Source organism: Gammaproteobacteria bacterium (assembly GCA_029881255.1).
GTDB lineage: Bacteria > Pseudomonadota > Gammaproteobacteria > S012-40 > S012-40 > JAOUMY01.
On the sequence record JAOUMY010000006.1, the window covers coordinates 199,891 to 217,079 of the forward strand.

The 17,189-nt window shown below is 48.1% G+C and carries 14 protein-coding genes and 1 pseudogene; 5 read left to right on the forward strand and 10 right to left on the reverse strand.

Translation table 11 applies throughout. The features are described from left to right. Positions 1-663 precede the first annotated feature (663 nt). The 9 genes and pseudogenes from OEZ43_13475 to OEZ43_13515 form a co-directional block, all read right to left on the reverse strand. Positions 664-1,188 (reverse strand): annotated as a pseudogene (locus tag OEZ43_13475) (hypothetical protein). A gap of 15 nt (positions 1,189-1,203) precedes the next feature. Beyond that, positions 1,204-1,431, reverse strand: coding sequence for a hypothetical protein (locus OEZ43_13480; GenBank protein MDH5546600.1), 228 nt, complete (start codon positions 1,429-1,431; stop codon positions 1,204-1,206). 117 nt (positions 1,432-1,548) lie between these two features. Beyond that, positions 1,549-2,589, reverse strand: a complete 1,041-nt coding sequence (locus OEZ43_13485) for a hypothetical protein (protein ID MDH5546601.1) — start codon at positions 2,587-2,589, stop codon at positions 1,549-1,551. Positions 2,590-2,593: 4 nt separating this feature from the next. Beyond that, the gene (locus OEZ43_13490; protein ID MDH5546602.1) at positions 2,594-3,025 is read right to left on the reverse strand and encodes an RHS repeat-associated core domain-containing protein; all 432 of its coding nucleotides are present in this window, start codon (positions 3,023-3,025) and stop codon (positions 2,594-2,596) included. A 96-nt stretch (positions 3,026-3,121) separates the two neighbouring features. Continuing rightward, positions 3,122-3,679 (reverse strand): hypothetical protein, encoded by a 558-nt coding sequence (locus tag OEZ43_13495; GenBank protein MDH5546603.1) that lies wholly within the window; start codon positions 3,677-3,679, stop codon positions 3,122-3,124. Next, entirely contained in the window at positions 3,645-5,039 is a 1,395-nt protein-coding gene (locus OEZ43_13500) for a hypothetical protein (GenBank protein MDH5546604.1), read from the reverse strand. Before OEZ43_13500 ends, OEZ43_13495 begins: the two co-directional genes overlap by 35 nt. Positions 5,040-5,657: 618 nt before the next feature. Then, the gene (locus OEZ43_13505) at positions 5,658-7,613 is read right to left on the reverse strand and encodes a peptidoglycan DD-metalloendopeptidase family protein (protein ID MDH5546605.1); all 1,956 of its coding nucleotides are present in this window, start codon (positions 7,611-7,613) and stop codon (positions 5,658-5,660) included. Between the two features lie 14 nt (positions 7,614-7,627). Beyond that, positions 7,628-8,464, reverse strand: a complete 837-nt coding sequence (locus tag OEZ43_13510; GenBank protein ID MDH5546606.1) for an FAD/NAD(P)-binding protein — start codon at positions 8,462-8,464, stop codon at positions 7,628-7,630. 12 nt (positions 8,465-8,476) lie between these two features. Continuing rightward, on the reverse strand, positions 8,477-9,583 hold the full coding sequence (locus OEZ43_13515) for a 4Fe-4S dicluster domain-containing protein (GenBank protein ID MDH5546607.1): 1,107 nt from the start codon (positions 9,581-9,583) through the stop codon (positions 8,477-8,479). Between the two features lie 179 nt (positions 9,584-9,762). Here OEZ43_13515 and OEZ43_13520 point away from each other — a divergent pair, with 179 nt between their 5' ends. From OEZ43_13520 to hypE, 5 genes are read left to right on the forward strand one after another with little or no spacing between them, the layout of a single operon-like run. Next, positions 9,763-10,002: a HypC/HybG/HupF family hydrogenase formation chaperone gene (locus OEZ43_13520; protein MDH5546608.1), complete on the forward strand. Its 240-nt coding sequence runs from the start codon at positions 9,763-9,765 to the stop codon at positions 10,000-10,002. Further along, the gene (locus OEZ43_13525; protein ID MDH5546609.1) at positions 9,995-10,336 is read left to right on the forward strand and encodes a hydrogenase maturation nickel metallochaperone HypA; all 342 of its coding nucleotides are present in this window, start codon (positions 9,995-9,997) and stop codon (positions 10,334-10,336) included. The genes OEZ43_13520 and OEZ43_13525 overlap by 8 nt, the downstream gene beginning before the upstream one ends. Next, on the forward strand, positions 10,329-11,453 hold the full coding sequence (gene hypD / locus OEZ43_13530) for a hydrogenase formation protein HypD (GenBank protein ID MDH5546610.1): 1,125 nt from the start codon (positions 10,329-10,331) through the stop codon (positions 11,451-11,453). The genes OEZ43_13525 and hypD overlap by 8 nt, the downstream gene beginning before the upstream one ends. Continuing rightward, complete coding sequence (gene hypF, locus OEZ43_13535) at positions 11,450-13,753, forward strand: carbamoyltransferase HypF (GenBank protein ID MDH5546611.1); 2,304 nt, start codon at positions 11,450-11,452, stop codon at positions 13,751-13,753. The genes hypD and hypF overlap by 4 nt, the downstream gene beginning before the upstream one ends. Next, entirely contained in the window at positions 13,743-14,729 is a 987-nt protein-coding gene (hypE, locus tag OEZ43_13540; GenBank protein ID MDH5546612.1) for a hydrogenase expression/formation protein HypE, read from the forward strand. Before hypF ends, hypE begins: the two co-directional genes overlap by 11 nt. Positions 14,730-14,733: 4 nt before the next feature. Here hypE and OEZ43_13545 read toward each other — a convergent pair whose 3' ends face one another. After that, entirely contained in the window at positions 14,734-16,653 is a 1,920-nt protein-coding gene (locus OEZ43_13545) for a response regulator (protein ID MDH5546613.1), read from the reverse strand. Positions 16,654-17,189 lie beyond the last annotated feature (536 nt).

The window sequence follows — 17,189 nt, forward strand, 5'->3', positions numbered from 1 at the left end:
TCAAGTTCAATATGTTGTTTTCCTCTGCTACCGTCTGATTATAAGGAGGGAGCAACTTCTTCAGAACCGCTACTTTTCGTTCTGCACTATAATGAATAACTCGTTCCGCCTCCACTCTGAGCTTCTTGTTCAAACTAGGCGACAACTATCCTGACACAGGAGGCCATAGACGAACCTTGCAACAACATTGCCGTTGACGTCGAGTTCGGCGATGGGGTTGAGTTGGTCTCGAGTCGCTCTTGCGCGTCCTGCGCTCGCGACACTTGTGCATCCATGCACATCGTATAAAAACCTTGTACTAGCGAACCATTGATCTTCTTGCCCACTCGATGGTTATTGGCGTCGATGATGTAGTGGATGTTGGTATCTCAGCGAAAATTGGCTAGCTAAAAAAATGCGCTGACCTCTTTAATATAAAGCTGAAAATTCCCGCCCCTATCTACAAATAAGTACCAAATCGACAAGCTTATTGAAATAGCTCCAATAAATAGCATCTCAAGTGGACCATTGCCGAATATGCGCCTATTCTGGGTCTTCGGGAATTTTCTAAGCCCGTTTTTGTACATATATCTAAAACTATTAAACGTTAAATTCAATCCCATAGGAATCAAAACGAAAATTATTCCTATCGAATAGGTTGTGTACAATATTAGGTCAAACCAATTATTGATTTGCAATCGTCGCTCCTCCGGCGGCACCTATTGCTGAACCTTGTGCTCCGTAATTCGATGAAATGCGTTCGTTTATGTCACGGCCAATCATATTTGTCGGTCTAAGCGTATTTTTTCCGATTACCCCTGCACCTAAACCAAATAACCCGCCAGCTCCTCCGAGACCCGCACTGCGTAGTACTTGCGAGAAATTGAAATCGCCGCGGCAACCTTTCGCATAACTGTCAAGTTGCTGGTATGTGTTGTTTGCTGCGCCAGCTATCGCACCGAAACCAAAAGCTCGAATTGCAGTTGAACCAAAACCTCCGATAATGCCAGTCGCCCCCGCCATTGCGAGTCTTCCCAAATCAAAAGTTCCTGCCTGGTATTGGTTGTATCCCTCAAAACCTAAACCTGCAGCGAATCCGATCAATTGCGGAATGAACATTCCATTTGCGTCTTTATAGTTCACAGGATTTGCGAAAACATACCCATACAAATTCGTATCCCCACCCTGAAACCGAATCGGGTCTTTGGACGTCCAACGGCCACTCTATGCATCATAATCGCGCGCACCAAAGCGCGTGAGTTGGGTGTGTTGGTCATAAATACCACCGGCAAAACCAAACGGCTGAAACCCTGGGTTGCTGTCCTGAATCACATTCCCGAATTCATCATAGGCCATTTGTTGGGCGATGGTGTTGATCTGTACATCAATCACCAGGATAGGGCTACCCAGATGGTCTGAGAGAATACGATAGGTGCTTCCATTCTTAATCATGTAGTCCGGCACATTGGGTTTGGAACCATAGACAAACCTTGCAACAACATTGCCGTTGGCATCGAGTTCGGCGAAGTTGTTAAACGATAGTATAGTAATTGGCGATATGGAGAATCGTCACAAGTTTCGAAAGTAAAATATTTTTTGGGTTCCTGGAGTCATATATTTACTACTGCCAATTTTGCACTCGCTTGCGTCTAGACCGGTAGCCCAGTTTTTGAACTCTAACATTGTGACAGGGTTCATAACACATTCATGGTGGTTTAACGGGTGTCCGAGATGCAGTAACATGTGGCCTAATTCATGAACAAGATATGTGCCTGATAGTTCGAGTGCTTCTTGGTGGGTGTATACTTCATCTCCTCGAAGATATGACAAATATTCGTGGGACTCGAAGAAAGGGAATGTGCTCAAGAAGGCGAATTTCTTCGAATGTGTGTTTTTCCCATAGAACGTACTTCCTACACTGATTCCGCCGCGTATTAGTGTATGTACGTCCGTAGGTGCATATTCTGCACTGACAACGAGTTGATTGGTTATGATAATGTCGCAGGTGTTGTTTCCATAACCCAATGCTTGCCACATGAGCCACTCATTGAGATTGCCTTCGTTTACATATAAATTTCCGCCCTTATCTTTTGCTGTTCGCCAATAAAAGAGTCGCATCAATGCGGTATTGACTAACTGATCGCTGAAGTCGCCCTTGTCTTCTAACAAAAAACCGACGGTGAATTTTTTCATTTCAACGACATATTTTTCATCTGTGAATAGGGACTCTTTGATAAACTTCTTTAGAGAATCAGTCTCTATCGATCCAACTTTCCAGTGAAAAATGTAAGGACGAAAGAATTCGATTGCCCTTCTTGCCGATAAGTCGAAAACTTCTTTTATCGAATTCCTACTTTGTAACTTAAAGTCAACGTCCATGCCCAAATAAGTCTTAGTGTGCTTTTTTGCAAAGAATAGAATTGTTTGCAAGTCTTTATCGCTGAGCACTTTAAATTGAGGATTATCCGCGGCGCATACCATGAGTTCGATAGGGTTCTGCTTTTGTATTTTGGTATACGGCAATTCTTGAAACTCACCTGAGTCTGCTACCGCCCCACGATTCACCATTAAAATAAGAGATACAATAAAATACTTTCTTCTTATGCTCATTTTGTTAACCATTGTTCGTACGTATTACATGGTCTGCTTGCCCACGGATGCCACAACAAATAAGGCCTTTTGGATTCTTCTTTCTTGCTTCTTCTTCGACTTTTTCGTAATAGTTATTTGGCGTAGTCGATTTAGTGACATCTCTAAATAGATTCTTTAGTTTGTCATCTATTCCTTTCGATATTTCGGACTCGTTTTTCTCAGTCGGGCATTGTTTAATCAGTCCCGAGCTATCCAGAAAATTAATCGGATCTCCAAAGACATACCCATACAAATTCGTATCCCCACCCTGAAACCGAATCGGGTCTTTGGACGTCCAACGGCCACTTTGTGAATCATAATCGCGTGCACCAAAGCGCGTGAGTTGGGTGTGTTGGTCATAAATACCACCGGCAAAACCAAACGGCTGAAACCCTGGGTTGCTGTCCTGAATCACATTCCCGAATTCATCATAGGCCATTTGTTGGGCGATGGTGTTGGTCTGTACATTTTCTCTTAGAATCCGTGTCTATTGTATAAGCAATTTAGCGAACTAGTCGCTTTCCCAGAATCTGAGAAACGATGCAGACTTTTCCTCCCAAAAGAAAATGCTACTTGATGACTCAAATCTGAAAAGATTTATACTTGTATTTTTAGTCAAAATATTTCCATTTTTACAATTGTTTAGGCTGACGTGTCCTTTTTCGCAAGCAACCTTGTAACTGCCTGGGGGCTTTACGACAATACCATACGCTTGAGCTGGCACCTTTGCATTGGATTCCTCAAGTTTTACTAGGCGCTTTTTGTCTCCGTCTGTTGATAGAAACACGATCAGACTCCAATAATTTTCATTTTCCTTGTCGATGAGTATCCATGCATCATCTACTTTTCCATCACCATTAAAATCCCCTGCAGCGTGGTATGGTTCTGGCAAAATATTCTTGTATTCTAGCCAATCCCATTTAATGTCTTGCTCACTAGGAAATCGCCATTTGTCTTCGACAAATTTGTCACCGGAATACGCAACTTCCGCCCATATAAGTGTGAAAACCATTCCTAAAGCAGCAATTGCTAGCTTAATTTGGACACTGTAGTGGTTGAATATTTTCATATATAGGACTAACTTTTGGTTGATATTCAATATGAATATGGTTTTTGTATGGGCTCGTTGGATAAGTTTCGACAATTACATCGTAGTCAGACCCTAAGAGCCTTCTAAGATCGCTGCCAATATTGTGTAGTTGTTTCGTGGAAAAGTTATTACCTCTTACATCAACAGCGTATCCACTGTAGTGAAGAGACCCAGGCATGTGAATTCCATCTGTCCCAGAGGTAATAACACCTTCGTATTGATTGGAATTCTGCCTTATTGCAGAATCAATGTAGGGAAAAGTCATGTTTAAGCGATAATTTAGGCCTGAAATGTCTGCGCCGTTTGGGCCTTCTTTTATTTTTATTTTTCCAGTTGGATCAAGTAAGTTCAATCCATCCCCCAACACATACCCATACAAATTCGCATCCCCACCCTGAAACCGAATCGGGTCTTTGGCCGTCCAACGGCCACTCTGTGCATCATAATCGCGCGCACCAAAGCGCGTGAGCCTTGTGTGTTGATCATAAATACCACCGGCAAATCCAAACGGCTGAAACCCTGGGTTGCTGTCCTGAATCACATTCCCGAATTCATCATAGGCCATTTGTTGGGCGATGGTGTTGGTCTGTACATCAATCACCAGGATAGGGCTACCCAGATGGTCTGAGAGAAGTCGATAGGTGCTTCCGTTCTTGATCATGTAATCCGGTACATTGGGTTTGGAACCATAGACAAACCTTGCAACAACATTGCCGTTGGCATCGAGTTCGCCGATGGGGTTGAGTTGGTCTTGATAAAGAAAACCCTGTACCAGCGCACCATTGACCTTCTTGCCCACACGACGGTTATTGGCGTCGATGATGTAGTGGATGTTAGTACCATCGGCCAGTGTGGCAGCACGGAGATTACCCAGCACATCGTAGTCGTAGCTAGCGACAGTGGACGTACCGGAACGCTTGGCCAGCAACTCACCGTTGGCGGTGTAGTCGTACTGTGTAGTGCCGTATTGGGTTAAACGATCCTGTGCATCGTAGCTGGCGTTAATCGTCCCCTGAAGGTTAAAACCACCAATGCGGTTGCCATTGTCATCATAGAGGTATTGGGCAACAGAGGTGTTGTCCTTGGTGACGTTGACCAGACGACCGGCGAGGTCGTAGTCGTAGACATAGTGATGTGTGGTGCCGTTGATGGTTTCGGTTTTCTCGACAATACGCCCCAGCACATCACGGGTGAATTGGGTTTGATAGATTACACTACCTGCGGCCTTGGCAGTGAAGCTGTCGAGCTCGGCGAAGTTGTTATAGGTTTGGTCAGTTGTAACAGAACCTAATACCGTGCCGAGGAGTACGCTACTGCTGAGGTCGCGATCGAGTACCAAATCACCGGCTTGGGTGAGTAGGCCGTCGTTGTCGTAGGCGTAGCCGATGGGATTGTAGCTAGGTGAAGCGGTAAGACTAAAAAGAATAGTGAGATATGCCTATTTTTCCGCCTGCATATCGTACAGTAAATATCGGTGTCTCGAATTTACATTGCCCATGTGTTTTTCCAATATGATCGGGTTTTAAGTAGATGTCGTAGTATCCGCTAAAAAGATCGTTTTCGGATATCTGTATCTGATAGTTTCCTCGGTATTTTTCTAAAAACGAATATAGAGAAACAGAAAATTTATTTTGTAGCTTAGTGATACACAGCTCTATGTCTTTATGACTAGGCTTCCGAAATAAACTCTGGTGAATGTAACTGTTCTCGTTATATATGTCGCCTCTAATATTATCAAAATCTATACGTGTATCCGAATCTATAACGCCGTCATTAGAAAAATAATCACCAACTTTTGCATAATCCTTTATTTCAACTGAATGCAAAAAATTGGATACGATTTTCTTTACTTCCTGTAATTGTTCAATGGAATTGGAGCCGCTAGCACTTAGTGACTTAGCGAATAATAGAAAAAAAATGCAACCCAATTTTATATTCATGTTTGTGGCCTTTGTCACTAAGGACCATCACGCTTTGAAGATGACGGATATGGTGAGGCGTTTCGAAAGTGATCGAATGGGTCTACACGTCGACCAGGCTGGAAAAATTCATAGTGTAGATGACCGCCAGTGCTTCTTCCGCTTAAATCCGTTACGCCAATTTGTTGACCTTCCGATACTGCTTCTCCAACAGAAAGTTTACAAGCAACATGTGAATACGATGCGGCGGAACCGTCAGCATGTTGAATAGTTACTGAATTCGCTAGTCCATTTGCCCCCTGCCTTATCCTATAGACATAGCCAGAATCACTAGCGACAACTGCACCATTCACTGGATTAGCAAAATCGACTCCAGTGTGTGCCTCCATTCCATTTCCTGTTGGATTTTGTCTTTGACCATATCGCGATGTTATTGGTCCAGACGCTGGGAGTGTTGTCAAGCCTATCGGATCAAAAAAATTAACCGAATCCCCCAACACATACCCATACAAATTCGTATCCCCACCCTGAAACCGAATCGGGTCTTTGGACGTCCAACGGCCACTCTGTGCATCATAATCGCGCGCACCAAAGCGCGTGAGTTGGGTGTGTTGATCATAAATCCCACCGGCAAAACCAAACGGCTGAAACCCTGGGTTGCTGTCCTGAATCACATTCCCGAATTCATCATAGGCCATTTGTTGGGCGATGGTGTTGGTCTGTACATCAATGACCAGGATAGGGCTACCCAGATGGTCAGAGAGAAGTCGATAGGTGCTTCCGTTCTTAATCATGTAATCCGGTACATTGGGTTTGGAACCATAGACAAACCTTGCAACAACATTGCCGTTGGCATCGAGTTCGGCGATGGGGTTGAGTTGGTCTTGATAAAGAAAACCCTGTACCAGCGCACCATTGACCTTCTTACCCACACGACGGTTATTGGCGTCGATGACGTAGTGGATGTTAGTACCATCGGCCAGTGTGGCAGCACGGAGATTACCCAGCACATCGTAGTCGTAGCTAGCGACAGTGGACGTACCGGAACACTTGGCCAGTAACTCACCGTTGGCGGTGTAGTCGTACTGTGTAGTGCCGTATTGGGTTAGACGATCCTGTGCATCGTAACTGGCGTTAATCATCCCCTGAAGGTTAAAACCACCAATGCGGTTGCCATTGTCATCATAGAGGTATTGGGCCACAGAGGTATTGTCCTTGGTGACGTTGACCAGACGACCGGCGAGGTCGTAGTCGTAGACATAGTGATGCGTGGTGCCGTTGATGGTTTCGGTTTTCTCGACAATACGTCCCAGTACATCACGGGTGAATTGGGTTTGATAGATTACACTACCTGCGGCCTTGGCGGTGAAGCTGTCGAGCTCGGCGAAGTTGTTATAGGTTTGGTCAGTTGTAACAGAACCTAATACCGTGCCGAGGAGTACGCTACTGCTGAGGTCGCGATCGAGTACCAAATCACCGGCTTGGGTGAGTAGGCCGTCGTTGTCGTAGGCGTAGCCGATGGCGTCGTTGTTGACGGTGATGGCATTTACCCAGAAATTATTGTCATATGAGAAGGCGACTGTACCGTTGATATCGCCAGACCATGAGGTTTCTGTTGGTAGCATGCCGTCGTACTGATAGCCGAGTGTGGTCGCGGCGTTAGAAACACCGCGCAGCTGGCCGGTCATGGGATTGTAGTCATACGTGGTCTGTTCCGTTGGCGTGTCCAACGTTGTTAGACGGCCGCCGTTGTCGTAGATGAAGTCGATGCTCTGGCCATCGGGACGGACGACTTGGGTGAGATCCTGGTCACGGTTATAGAAATAACGCGTATAGTTAACCCCGGCAACGACTTGTGGTGGGGTGTATTCGGTTTCCAGATTGACGCCGTTGTAGTTAAACAGATGCGCTTCTCTGCCTGGTGGAACGATGGAGGCCAGATTACCGTTTTCGTCGTAACTGTATTCATGGCATTTGTTTTTCAACTTTGCCATAGACGAAAGTCTTATTAATACCCCTTAACCCCAAACAAAGACCGAATCTCTGCATACGGAAACACCGGTCCTTGCTTGCAAATAAACGAAGCGCCATATTGGCAATGCCCGCATAGGCCGACGGCGCATTGCATGTTGCGCTCCATGCTGAGCCAGATGTCTTGTTCGTCCAAACCTTCACGTAGTAACGGTTCGATGGCGGCGTGCATCATCGGCTCGGGGCCACACATCATGGCAATGGCATTGCGTGGGTTGAATATCGCCTGACCAATCAGATTTGTTACATGTCCGGTATGCCATGGCCAATCGGCGCTGGTTTCTTCACTGGCGGCGAGGATGACCTGGGTTTCGTGCAGGCTTGCCCAGTGGTCGTATTGTTCGCGCCAGATCAAATCATCGGCGCGTTTCACACCTTGCATAATGATCAGGCGTCCAAACATGTCGCGGCGACGGGTGACGTAACGTATCACCGAAACCACTGGTGCGCATCCCAAACCGCCCGTCACCAGAATCACGTCTTTACCTAGCGCTTCACGCAAGGGCCAACCTCTGCCATACGGACCGCGCAGGCCAATTTGATCGCCCGGTTTTAGTTTCGCCAGCCCCTTGGTTACGCGTCCAACAGCACGTATGGTGTGGTCGACGGTTTCTTCCTCTGCTGGATCGGAAACTATCGATGTCGCCACTTCGCCTACGCCATGCAAATACAGCATATTGAATTGCCCCGGCTCGAAACGATAATCCCGTTGTCGATTCTTGTCTTCAAAACGCAGGCGCAAGGTAAAGATCGTCGGGGTTTCCTGGACGCGTTCGACGACGCTTACCGTTTGTGGCAGGTAGGGGTTGTGCATCACGGCCACCTCTTATACATGGGCAGCGTCCTCACACAAAGCCGCGAGTTCCTCACGCACATCGATTCCGACCGGACACCAGCTAATGCAACGCCCGCAACCGGTACAACCGATGCGCCCATACTGTTCTTTCCAGGTGGCAAATTTGTGCGTCAACCATTGTCGATAACGCAAGCGGGTTTCGCTACGCACCGTCAGGCCGTGGATATAACTATGCCCTTGACCAAAACAACTGTCCCATTCGCGCAGGTGAGTAGTGGTTGGACTGCCTAATTCGGTTTCGTCGATCTCGCGATGACAAAAACAACTGGGACACACCGCCGTGCAATTGCCGCAGGCCAGACAACGGGCGGCGACCTCCTCCCAGCGAGGGTGTTCAAGGCGTGACGTCAGGACATCAGTGGCAGACAAATCCGGCGCTGCTTGGGCCTGCATTTGTTCAATTGAAGCCTGCGCTTGGAGTTCCGCTTCGCGTCGTTGTTCTGCACTTGCCACGGCCCAGGAAAACTCTTCCAGCAACAGTTTGCCGCGCAGACTGCCGCTGGCGATTAAATAACCATCGTCGAGCTCGGTCATGACCAGGTCATAGCCAGTTTTTACACTTGGGCCGTCGCCGCTATGGCTGCAAAAACACGTAGCCGCCGGATGACTGCAATTCACCGCAATCAAAAACAGAGATTCTCGACGACGTTCATAGGCAGGATCAGCGTTTTGTTGCAGAAAATGTCGGTCTTGCAAATCGAGGGCGGCGAGATCACAGGCGCGTATGCCAATAACAGCAATTTGTTCTGGTTCGGGCAGACAGGGCTCAAAAGACAATACGCCGTGCTCGTCTCGTCTTGCTGACCACAGCGATTCACGCGGCGCAAAGCTCAAGGGCTTTAAGGCCTGCGGGCTATTAGCCCAGGCAAAGTTACGTGGAGAATCGACTTGGTGTAAGCGATAACTACCGGGCGACTGCTCGTCCTGAATACCCACCGGCAATTCAGCGACGGATTCAATCACGTCATACACGATGGCGTTTTGTCGTACCACAGGCCCAAGCAAGCGGTACGCCTGTTGTCGCAGCGCGTCGATGAGTAATTGCAAATCCTGACGAGGCAGATAGCGAAAGTCCATGGTAGTGACTCGCTTCCCTATGGCGGTGTAGGGCCATTGTATGCTGAGTAGACACTTTAATAAAACAAGTGCAATGTCGCTGCGCTATTTCGGTAGCGTTTTTTGTCAAAAAGACCGCTTGAGTTCTGTATTGTCACTGGGTAGGCTTGTGTACTCACTAACCGGCGAGTCCGTTTAACATGTGCCTCGGCATACCCATGCGAATAGTCTCGTTATGCGAACACACCGCGCGCTGCGAACGCGGCGGCATTTCGCGAAATGTTGACGTATTCTTATTACAGGGGCAGACACTCGCTATCGGCGACTATGTATTGGTCCACGTCGGTTACGCCATACAAAAAATCTCCCACGAGGATGCAAGCGCCCGGCTGGAGATTTTTCAGGCGATGGAACGACTGGAGAAGAATAAACATGCATGAGATGTCGACGTGTCGACGTATTCTGCGCGAAGTCAGCAAAATCACGACGCATCATAAAGACAAACGACTGACACGCATTACCCTGGAGGTTGGTGACCTGGCTCGTATCGATGTCGACGAGCTACAGGAACTTTTCCCTCTCGCAACGCAGGGTACGCCTTATGAAGGCGTTGGTTTACACATTACACGAGTGCCCACGGGGTTTCGTTGCGCGGACTGCCAACAGTACATCACCGTTACAGATACTGAACTGAGTTGTCCACACTGCGGGAGTTCGCGGACCGTCCTGGAAAGTGGAACGGATATGACACTCAAGGAACTGGAATTTGAATAAACCTGGCCCGCGCGATTATCTGAGACAGATACGCGCCAGTAATATTCCGCCGCTACGCATTATGAACGTCTGCGGTGGGCATGAACGCAGCATCAGCCTTGCCGGGCTGCGCTATCTGCTGCCTGCGCATGTGCAACTGATTCCCGGTCCCGGTTGCCCGGTATGTGTTTGCCCGGAAGAAGACATCCGTTTTGCCGTTCAACTTTCCTTTCTGAAAGATACGATCGTTACCAGTTTTGGCGATATGTTGCGTGTACCACTACGCTCGATGAACGGCTCAACCGACGAGATCTATAGCCTCGAATCAGCGCGTCAACACGGAGGACGGGTTATACCCATCGCTTCGCCGCTGGATGTGTTATCCCTGGCAGAACAACACCCAGAGCAGAATATTGTATTCTTCGTTGTCGGCTTTGAAACCACGCTGGCGCCAGTGGCCGCCATGCTGGCGCAGGGTCTGCCCGCGAACGTCCGTCTTTTAGTGTCAGCAAAAAGAACCGCGCCGATAGTGCAACATCTATTGCAATCCACGACCAATAACATAGACGCCTTGATTGCGCCCGGTCACGTGGCGACGATTATGGGTACGGATGAATGGCGTTTTGTCAGCGAACAGTACCGAAAACCATGCGCTGTGGCTGGCTTCGACCAGCTCAGTGTGCTCAGCGCAATAAACGCCATTACGCAGCAACACCACAGCGCAGATTTTCATGTCGAAAATTGTTACCGTGGCGTAGCCAGAGCTGAAGGTAATCCTTTTGCTATAGCAACCATCGAGCGCTTTTTTGACATCGACGGATCACGCTGGCGCGGCATCGGCCGGGTGGAAAATTCCGGTTTCCGTTTAAAACCCGAATTCAAAAATCTCGACACGCATGACTATTATGCATCGGTGTACGCACAGGCGCTGGAGGAAACGGGTAAGCACGACATGCCGCGCGCCTGCGCATGCGGCAAAGTGGTCATGGGATCGATACTTCCCCATCAGTGCAAACTCTATGGTGCGACGTGTACGCCGGAATCTCCTGCGGGTCCATGCATGGTATCCAGCGAGGGCGCCTGTCACATCTGGTGGCAGGCAGCGCAACACCGTCCCCTTGAGGTTGGACTGTCATGAGCAGCGTTGCCGATTTTGCAACAGAGTTACATCTGACCTACGTCATCAAAATTCACGGCCGCGTACAAGGCGTGGGGTTTCGTCCCTTTGTTGCACGCGTTGCCATGGAGATGGGATTACAGGGCGAAGTCTATAACCACGGTTCGGCTGTGCGCATACTTTTGCAATGCGCTCCGGAAAAATTACCGCTATTTATCGCCGAGTTGAAAAAACGTCTACCGGCTTTGGCGAAGATTTCGCGCATAGAACATCTCGAAGAAAAACGGCCCGTTCACTACCAAAACTTTTGTATTAGCGCCAGCCGTAACAGCATCAATATAGACGCCGATATTCAGGACTACGCAGTCTGCACTGCATGTCTGGATGAGTTCAATGATCCTGACGACAGACGTTATCGCTACCCCCTCATCAGTTGCACCGAATGTGGTCCGCGTTACGCCATACTGGAGCGCTTTCCCATTGATCGCGCCAATACCAGTTACCGACATTTTCAACCCTGCGAACAATGCGAGCAGGAATATCACGACCCTAAGAGCCGGCGTTTTCATGCACAAAATATTGCCTGTCCTAAATGCGGTCCACATATTACCTTGTCACATAGCATCCTGTTGGCCGAATCTGTTGACGACATCGTTGCCACCTGCAATCGCATATTGATCCAGGGTGGAATTATTGCGATCAAGGGAATGGGCGGTTATCGCCTGTGTTGTGATGCGGAAAATACTGGCGCAATCGAACGCCTCAGGCGTTTTAAAAATCGACCACACAAACCCTTTGCCTTGATGTTGCCGCAAGACCATGAGCTAAAGACAGTGCATCATCATGTGTGGGCGGATGAAGAAGACAGCCATTTACTCATGACTAATGCACGACCAGCGGTTTTGCTCGCGCGCAAACCGAATAGCAAACTGGCGAACAATATTGCGCCGGGCATGCGCCATCTGGGCATATTTCTGCCGTCAACCGCATTCGAACATTTATTGCTACGCACTTTTGGTCGACCAATTGTTGCAACCTCGGGCAACCGTCGCGGTGAACCCATCATCGCCGACGAAGAATTGGCAAAACAGCGACTCAGCACTGTGACTGATGCGTTTATTCATCATGATTTGACGCTGCAACACGGTCTCGACGACAGTATTCTGGTCGGCAATGTCTTCACCCGTTTTTTCATACGCCGCGGTCGCGCGACCAGCCCCACACACTACACGCTCCCGCATCGCCTGCCGGTACCCGTAATCGCACTAGGGGGTGAAAGTAAAAACACCATTACCCTGGCCTGGGACAATCACGCCGTCAACAGTCAACACCTCGGTGGCATGTCAGACCTGGACGGTTGGCGTAATGCCTTGCATTGCGCGACACGTTTGCAACGATTGTACGGCGTCAGCGCGCGACTTTTCCTGTGCGATGCGCATCCTCTTTACACTGCGCATCAGTGGCTCAAGAAAAAAGGCCTGCCCTTTGAAACCGTGTTGCACCACCACGCCCATGCGTCGGCACTGACGCTTGAACACAAGATTCAGGAACCCCTGCTGGTATTTACCTGGGACGGTACCGGCTACGGTGAAAACGGTGAGCTTTGGGGCGGTGAAGCCTTTTATGGAAAAGCGGGAAACTGGAAGCGCGTTTGCCGCATAAAACCATTGCGCTTGCCCGGTGGTCAACAGGCCATCAAAGATGTCTGGCGTTGCGCGGCAAGCATGGCCTGGCATAGCGATATCACCTACTCCCCAAACAATGATACCCGCGATATCGTTCGTCGCATGTGGACGCAACGTATCAACAGTCCAACGACGTCTTCCATGGGCAGGCTGTTCGATGGCGCGGCTGCGGCGCTCGATCTTTTGAGTTCCAGCAGTTACGACGGCCAGGCGCCGATGATGCTTGAGGCCATGAGTAACCCCTCGATTACGGACGCCTTGCGGTTACCGCTTGTTGTTACACAAGACCAGATACTTGAAATCGACTGGCGCCCATTGGTGCCATTGTTACTCGATCAAGAAGAAAATCCCTATTATCGCGCCAGCGTGTTTCATAACTCTCTGGCGGCGAGTATTGCCGAAGTCACGCGACGACTGGCACAGAATTTTGTGTTTGAAAGCGTCGGCCTGACCGGCGGTGTTTTTCAAAATCGCATACTACGTGAGAATGTCAGCAACCGTTTGCTGGATCTCAATCTTGAGGTCTATACCTCTCGACACATTCCGGCAAATGACGCCGGTCTTTCATTAGGACAAGTAACGGAATATGCCGCGCAGTATCAGGCAAAACTCAAAGGACGGACAAATGACGAATAACAACACAATTAGCCTTGCCCACGGAAATGGCGGGCGTTTAATGCAGGAACTTATACAGAACGTTTTTGCACCCGCGTTTGGCGTCAAAACCCTCGATACCACAAAAGACGCCGTCGCCCTGGATTTGCGAGGACACGCCGTCATCAGTACCGATGGCTTTACCGTTGATCCGATTTTTTTTCCAGGTGGAGATATCGGCAAGCTGGCGGTGTGTGGAACCTTGAACGATTTGCTGGTCAGCGGCGCTATACCCGCTTATCTCACGGTGAATTTTTTTATCGAAGAAGGCTATCCGATCAGTTCACTCACCAGTATCGCCACCAGCATGGGACAAACCGCTCGCGACAATCAGGTACGTATTGTTGCCGGTGACACCAAAGTATTACCTAGAGGAAATGCTGCAGGGATTTACATTGCCACCACCGGTATAGGCGTTATGCAACGCGCCGATCTTTCCTTGCAACGCATACGGACAGGAGACAGCGTTTTTATTTCCGGGACTGTTGGGGATCATGGAACAGCGGTTATGCTTGCGCGCCAGGAGTTTGGTTTACACGGTGACCTTGAGTCGGATTGCAGCTGCGTAAAACCACTGGTTGAAAAACTGTTGAGTATCGAAACATTGAAGTTTATGCGCGATCCAACACGCGGTGGTCTCGCTGGCGTGTGTCATGAAATTGTAAACTCCACTGGCCTTGGCGTACGCCTGAAAGAAAACGCGATTCCAGTGCAGGACCAGGTTAGAACTATGTGCGAGATACTCGGTTATGACCCGTATCAACTTGCCTGCGAGGGACGGGTATTGTTTGTGTGTGGGCCGGAGACGGACCTCGCGCAATTGAAACAGATCAGCGAAGACATTTGCGAAATAGGTGTGATTGAGGATCGGTCGTCTCAGGTATTACTCGAGACATCACTGGGGGGACAACGCATCGTACCGGAATTGGAAGGAGAGCCTTTGCCGAGAATTTGCTGAGCCCTTATTTTAAGGCCGTTTGTATCGTCGACAATAGTTTGGCCTTGCTCACTGGTTTTTGCAGTCGATACTGATAGGATTCACGGCGTTTTTCCACATTCTTGACTTCCCTATCGTAACCGCTTGCCAAAATGATTTGCATCTTGGGGTATTTTTGACGTGCGGCATCGGCAAGATCAAACCCATTCATGCCAGGCATAATGATATCGCTCACCATCACATCGAAGGGTTTCTTCTCCAGTAAGGCCAGCGCTTCTTCGGCATTAGATACCGCCTCCGCCTTGTAACCACCTTGTATAAGAATCTGCTGGGTAAGCATGCGCAAGGCGCTCTCATCATCGACGACTAACACGCTCCTGCCATGTCCATCGTGGATTTGCTCTTCGTTGCTGTCTTTTCCTGCACCCTCTGCCAGTGCATCACAGCGTGGGAAATAAAGATCAATGATCGTGCCTTTTCCCCGTTTACTTTTTGCGGAAATCGCCCCATTAGAACGCTGTACGAAACCGTAAACCTGTGTCAAACCGAGACCGGTTCCGGATTCTCCCTTGGTAGAAAAGAACGGATCGAATACATGTTTCAAGGTATCCTCATCCATGCCTATACCGGTATCCCTGACAGTTAGACGAACATATTGTCCTGGCGGCAATCCTACTTTCTCCGATGCCTCAAGATTCAAATCGAGATTATGCGTTGCAAGCGTCAATGTGCCGTTGGATTCCATGGCGTGTTTGGCATTGATACACATATTGATGATGGCATTTTCCAGTTCATAGTGGTCGGCGGCAACCGTCCACAAGGTGGCGTCCAGAGTCGTCTGCAATTGTATACTGGCGGTGAGCGTCTTCTGCAGCATCGGCAATATATCTGAAATAATAGAATTCAAATTGAGTATAGAATCGCCTGCTCTGTCACGACGAGTAAACGCAAGCAATTTGTTGGTCAAGGCCGCGGCGTTTCTGCTGGCACTTTGAATTTGTTGTACATTACTCAACAACTCCGGCTGGTCCTGCAATTCATATGAAAGCAATTCAGCAAAGCCGGAAATAATACCCAAAACGTTATTATAGTCATGGGCAATCCCACCGGTCATTTTCCCCAGCGCTTCCATCTTCATCGCCCGACGCATGGAGTCCTGAGAAGACATCACCTCCCGGTATTCCATTTCCTGCTCCAAGGCTTTTTGATTCGTAATTAGATTTTTCACGCGTATGATGAGTTCTTCTTCGATTATGGGTTTTGCAACATAGTCAGTAATTCCCATATGGTAAAGACTGATGCGTCTAGAGCTTTCATCGAAACCTGTCATCGCCAGTATAGGCGTGTCGCCTTTTGCACCGTCCAGACGACGTATTTTGTTTATTAGCAACACGCCGCTGGTTTCGCCTTCCAGAACAAGATCTGACACCACCAGATGATAATGATTTTTTAAAAAGGCTTCCCAGGCATCGTCTGCATTGTCAAAGGCATCGACCTGCAACGCTCTTTGCTGAAATATATTGGTTACAAATTCTCTTAAAGACCTCTGGTCTTCCACATACAGTACTCTTCCGTCCAAAGGCTTATTGTACTGTGTGAATCGATCGATAAAATTGACCAGTTGGTGAATATTATCTTTGGAGAAAATGTCTGTTATACCAGACTTGATCGCTTCGGCTATGATACTGGGATGAGACTCTGTAGTCAGCAGCACAATAGGGGTATAACGATAAGTCTTATTCAGACGTATCATTTTACATAATTCTATGCCATTAAAATCGTCGAGATACAAAGACACGCAAATACACTGATACTCCTCCTTATCCAACATAGACAATGCGGCCTTTCCCGTAGAGGCAAACTGGTGTTCAATTCCGGAATCGCTCAGCACACCGGCTATGATTTCCTGAAACAGTTTTACCCTATCGACTATCAGTGTTTTCAATCAAGATTACCCATAATTTGTTTCCGCAAATTCATGATATTCGCGCTTCTATATATAACGAGACAACTATCCAAATAGTTGAGTTGATTTTCTACTTAAGATGCTTCCAATCTGTGGAATTCTGGTGAAAACTGTACGCATTGCGCACATCTTTACGGCATTGCCACTAACGGGAAACAACTAGTCTATATATTTTTACAATTCGATAGACAGTTTCTTTGAAATTGTATTCCAGACAAGAATAATGGATACCGAACACCGGGTAGCACTGGCCTCCTCTTCTTTTCGTGTAACAGAGTAAAAAAATAGTCATCTGTTCTTATCTTCGATATTTTTCTGCAACATTCCATATCAGCATTTCCTACCAGAAGCATTAACAGATAACGGCATGTAATTCCGTAGCGACTTGACGCCATCAATTTCGCTGCGCGAAAACCAACCATAGACACGATACATGAGAGCAAGATAAACGATCACAGTTGAGCCTGGAATTTCATTTTCCATCGAAAATCAATTCCTGTGACAAATAGAGATAT

Excerpts from the sequence above, each read along its gene's own strand:
- OEZ43_13480 (MDH5546600.1), bottom strand. The coding sequence starts at position 1,431 with ATGATTAAGAATGGAAGCACCTATCGTATTCTCTCAGACCATCTGGGT.
- OEZ43_13525 (MDH5546609.1), top strand. The coding sequence starts at position 9,995 with ATGCATGAGATGTCGACGTGTCGACGTATTCTGCGCGAAGTCAGCAAA.
- OEZ43_13510 (MDH5546606.1), bottom strand. The coding sequence starts at position 8,464 with ATGCACAACCCCTACCTGCCACAAACGGTAAGCGTCGTCGAACGCGTC.
- OEZ43_13505 (MDH5546605.1), bottom strand. The coding sequence starts at position 7,613 with ATGGCAAAGTTGAAAAACAAATGCCATGAATACAGTTACGACGAAAAC.
- OEZ43_13485 (MDH5546601.1), bottom strand. The coding sequence starts at position 2,589 with ATGAGCATAAGAAGAAAGTATTTTATTGTATCTCTTATTTTAATGGTG.
- OEZ43_13495 (MDH5546603.1), bottom strand. The coding sequence starts at position 3,679 with ATGAAAATATTCAACCACTACAGTGTCCAAATTAAGCTAGCAATTGCT.
- hypE (MDH5546612.1), top strand. The coding sequence starts at position 13,743 with ATGACGAATAACAACACAATTAGCCTTGCCCACGGAAATGGCGGGCGT.
- OEZ43_13520 (MDH5546608.1), top strand. The coding sequence starts at position 9,763 with ATGTGCCTCGGCATACCCATGCGAATAGTCTCGTTATGCGAACACACC.
- hypF (MDH5546611.1), top strand. The coding sequence starts at position 11,450 with ATGAGCAGCGTTGCCGATTTTGCAACAGAGTTACATCTGACCTACGTC.
- OEZ43_13515 (MDH5546607.1), bottom strand. The coding sequence starts at position 9,583 with ATGGACTTTCGCTATCTGCCTCGTCAGGATTTGCAATTACTCATCGAC.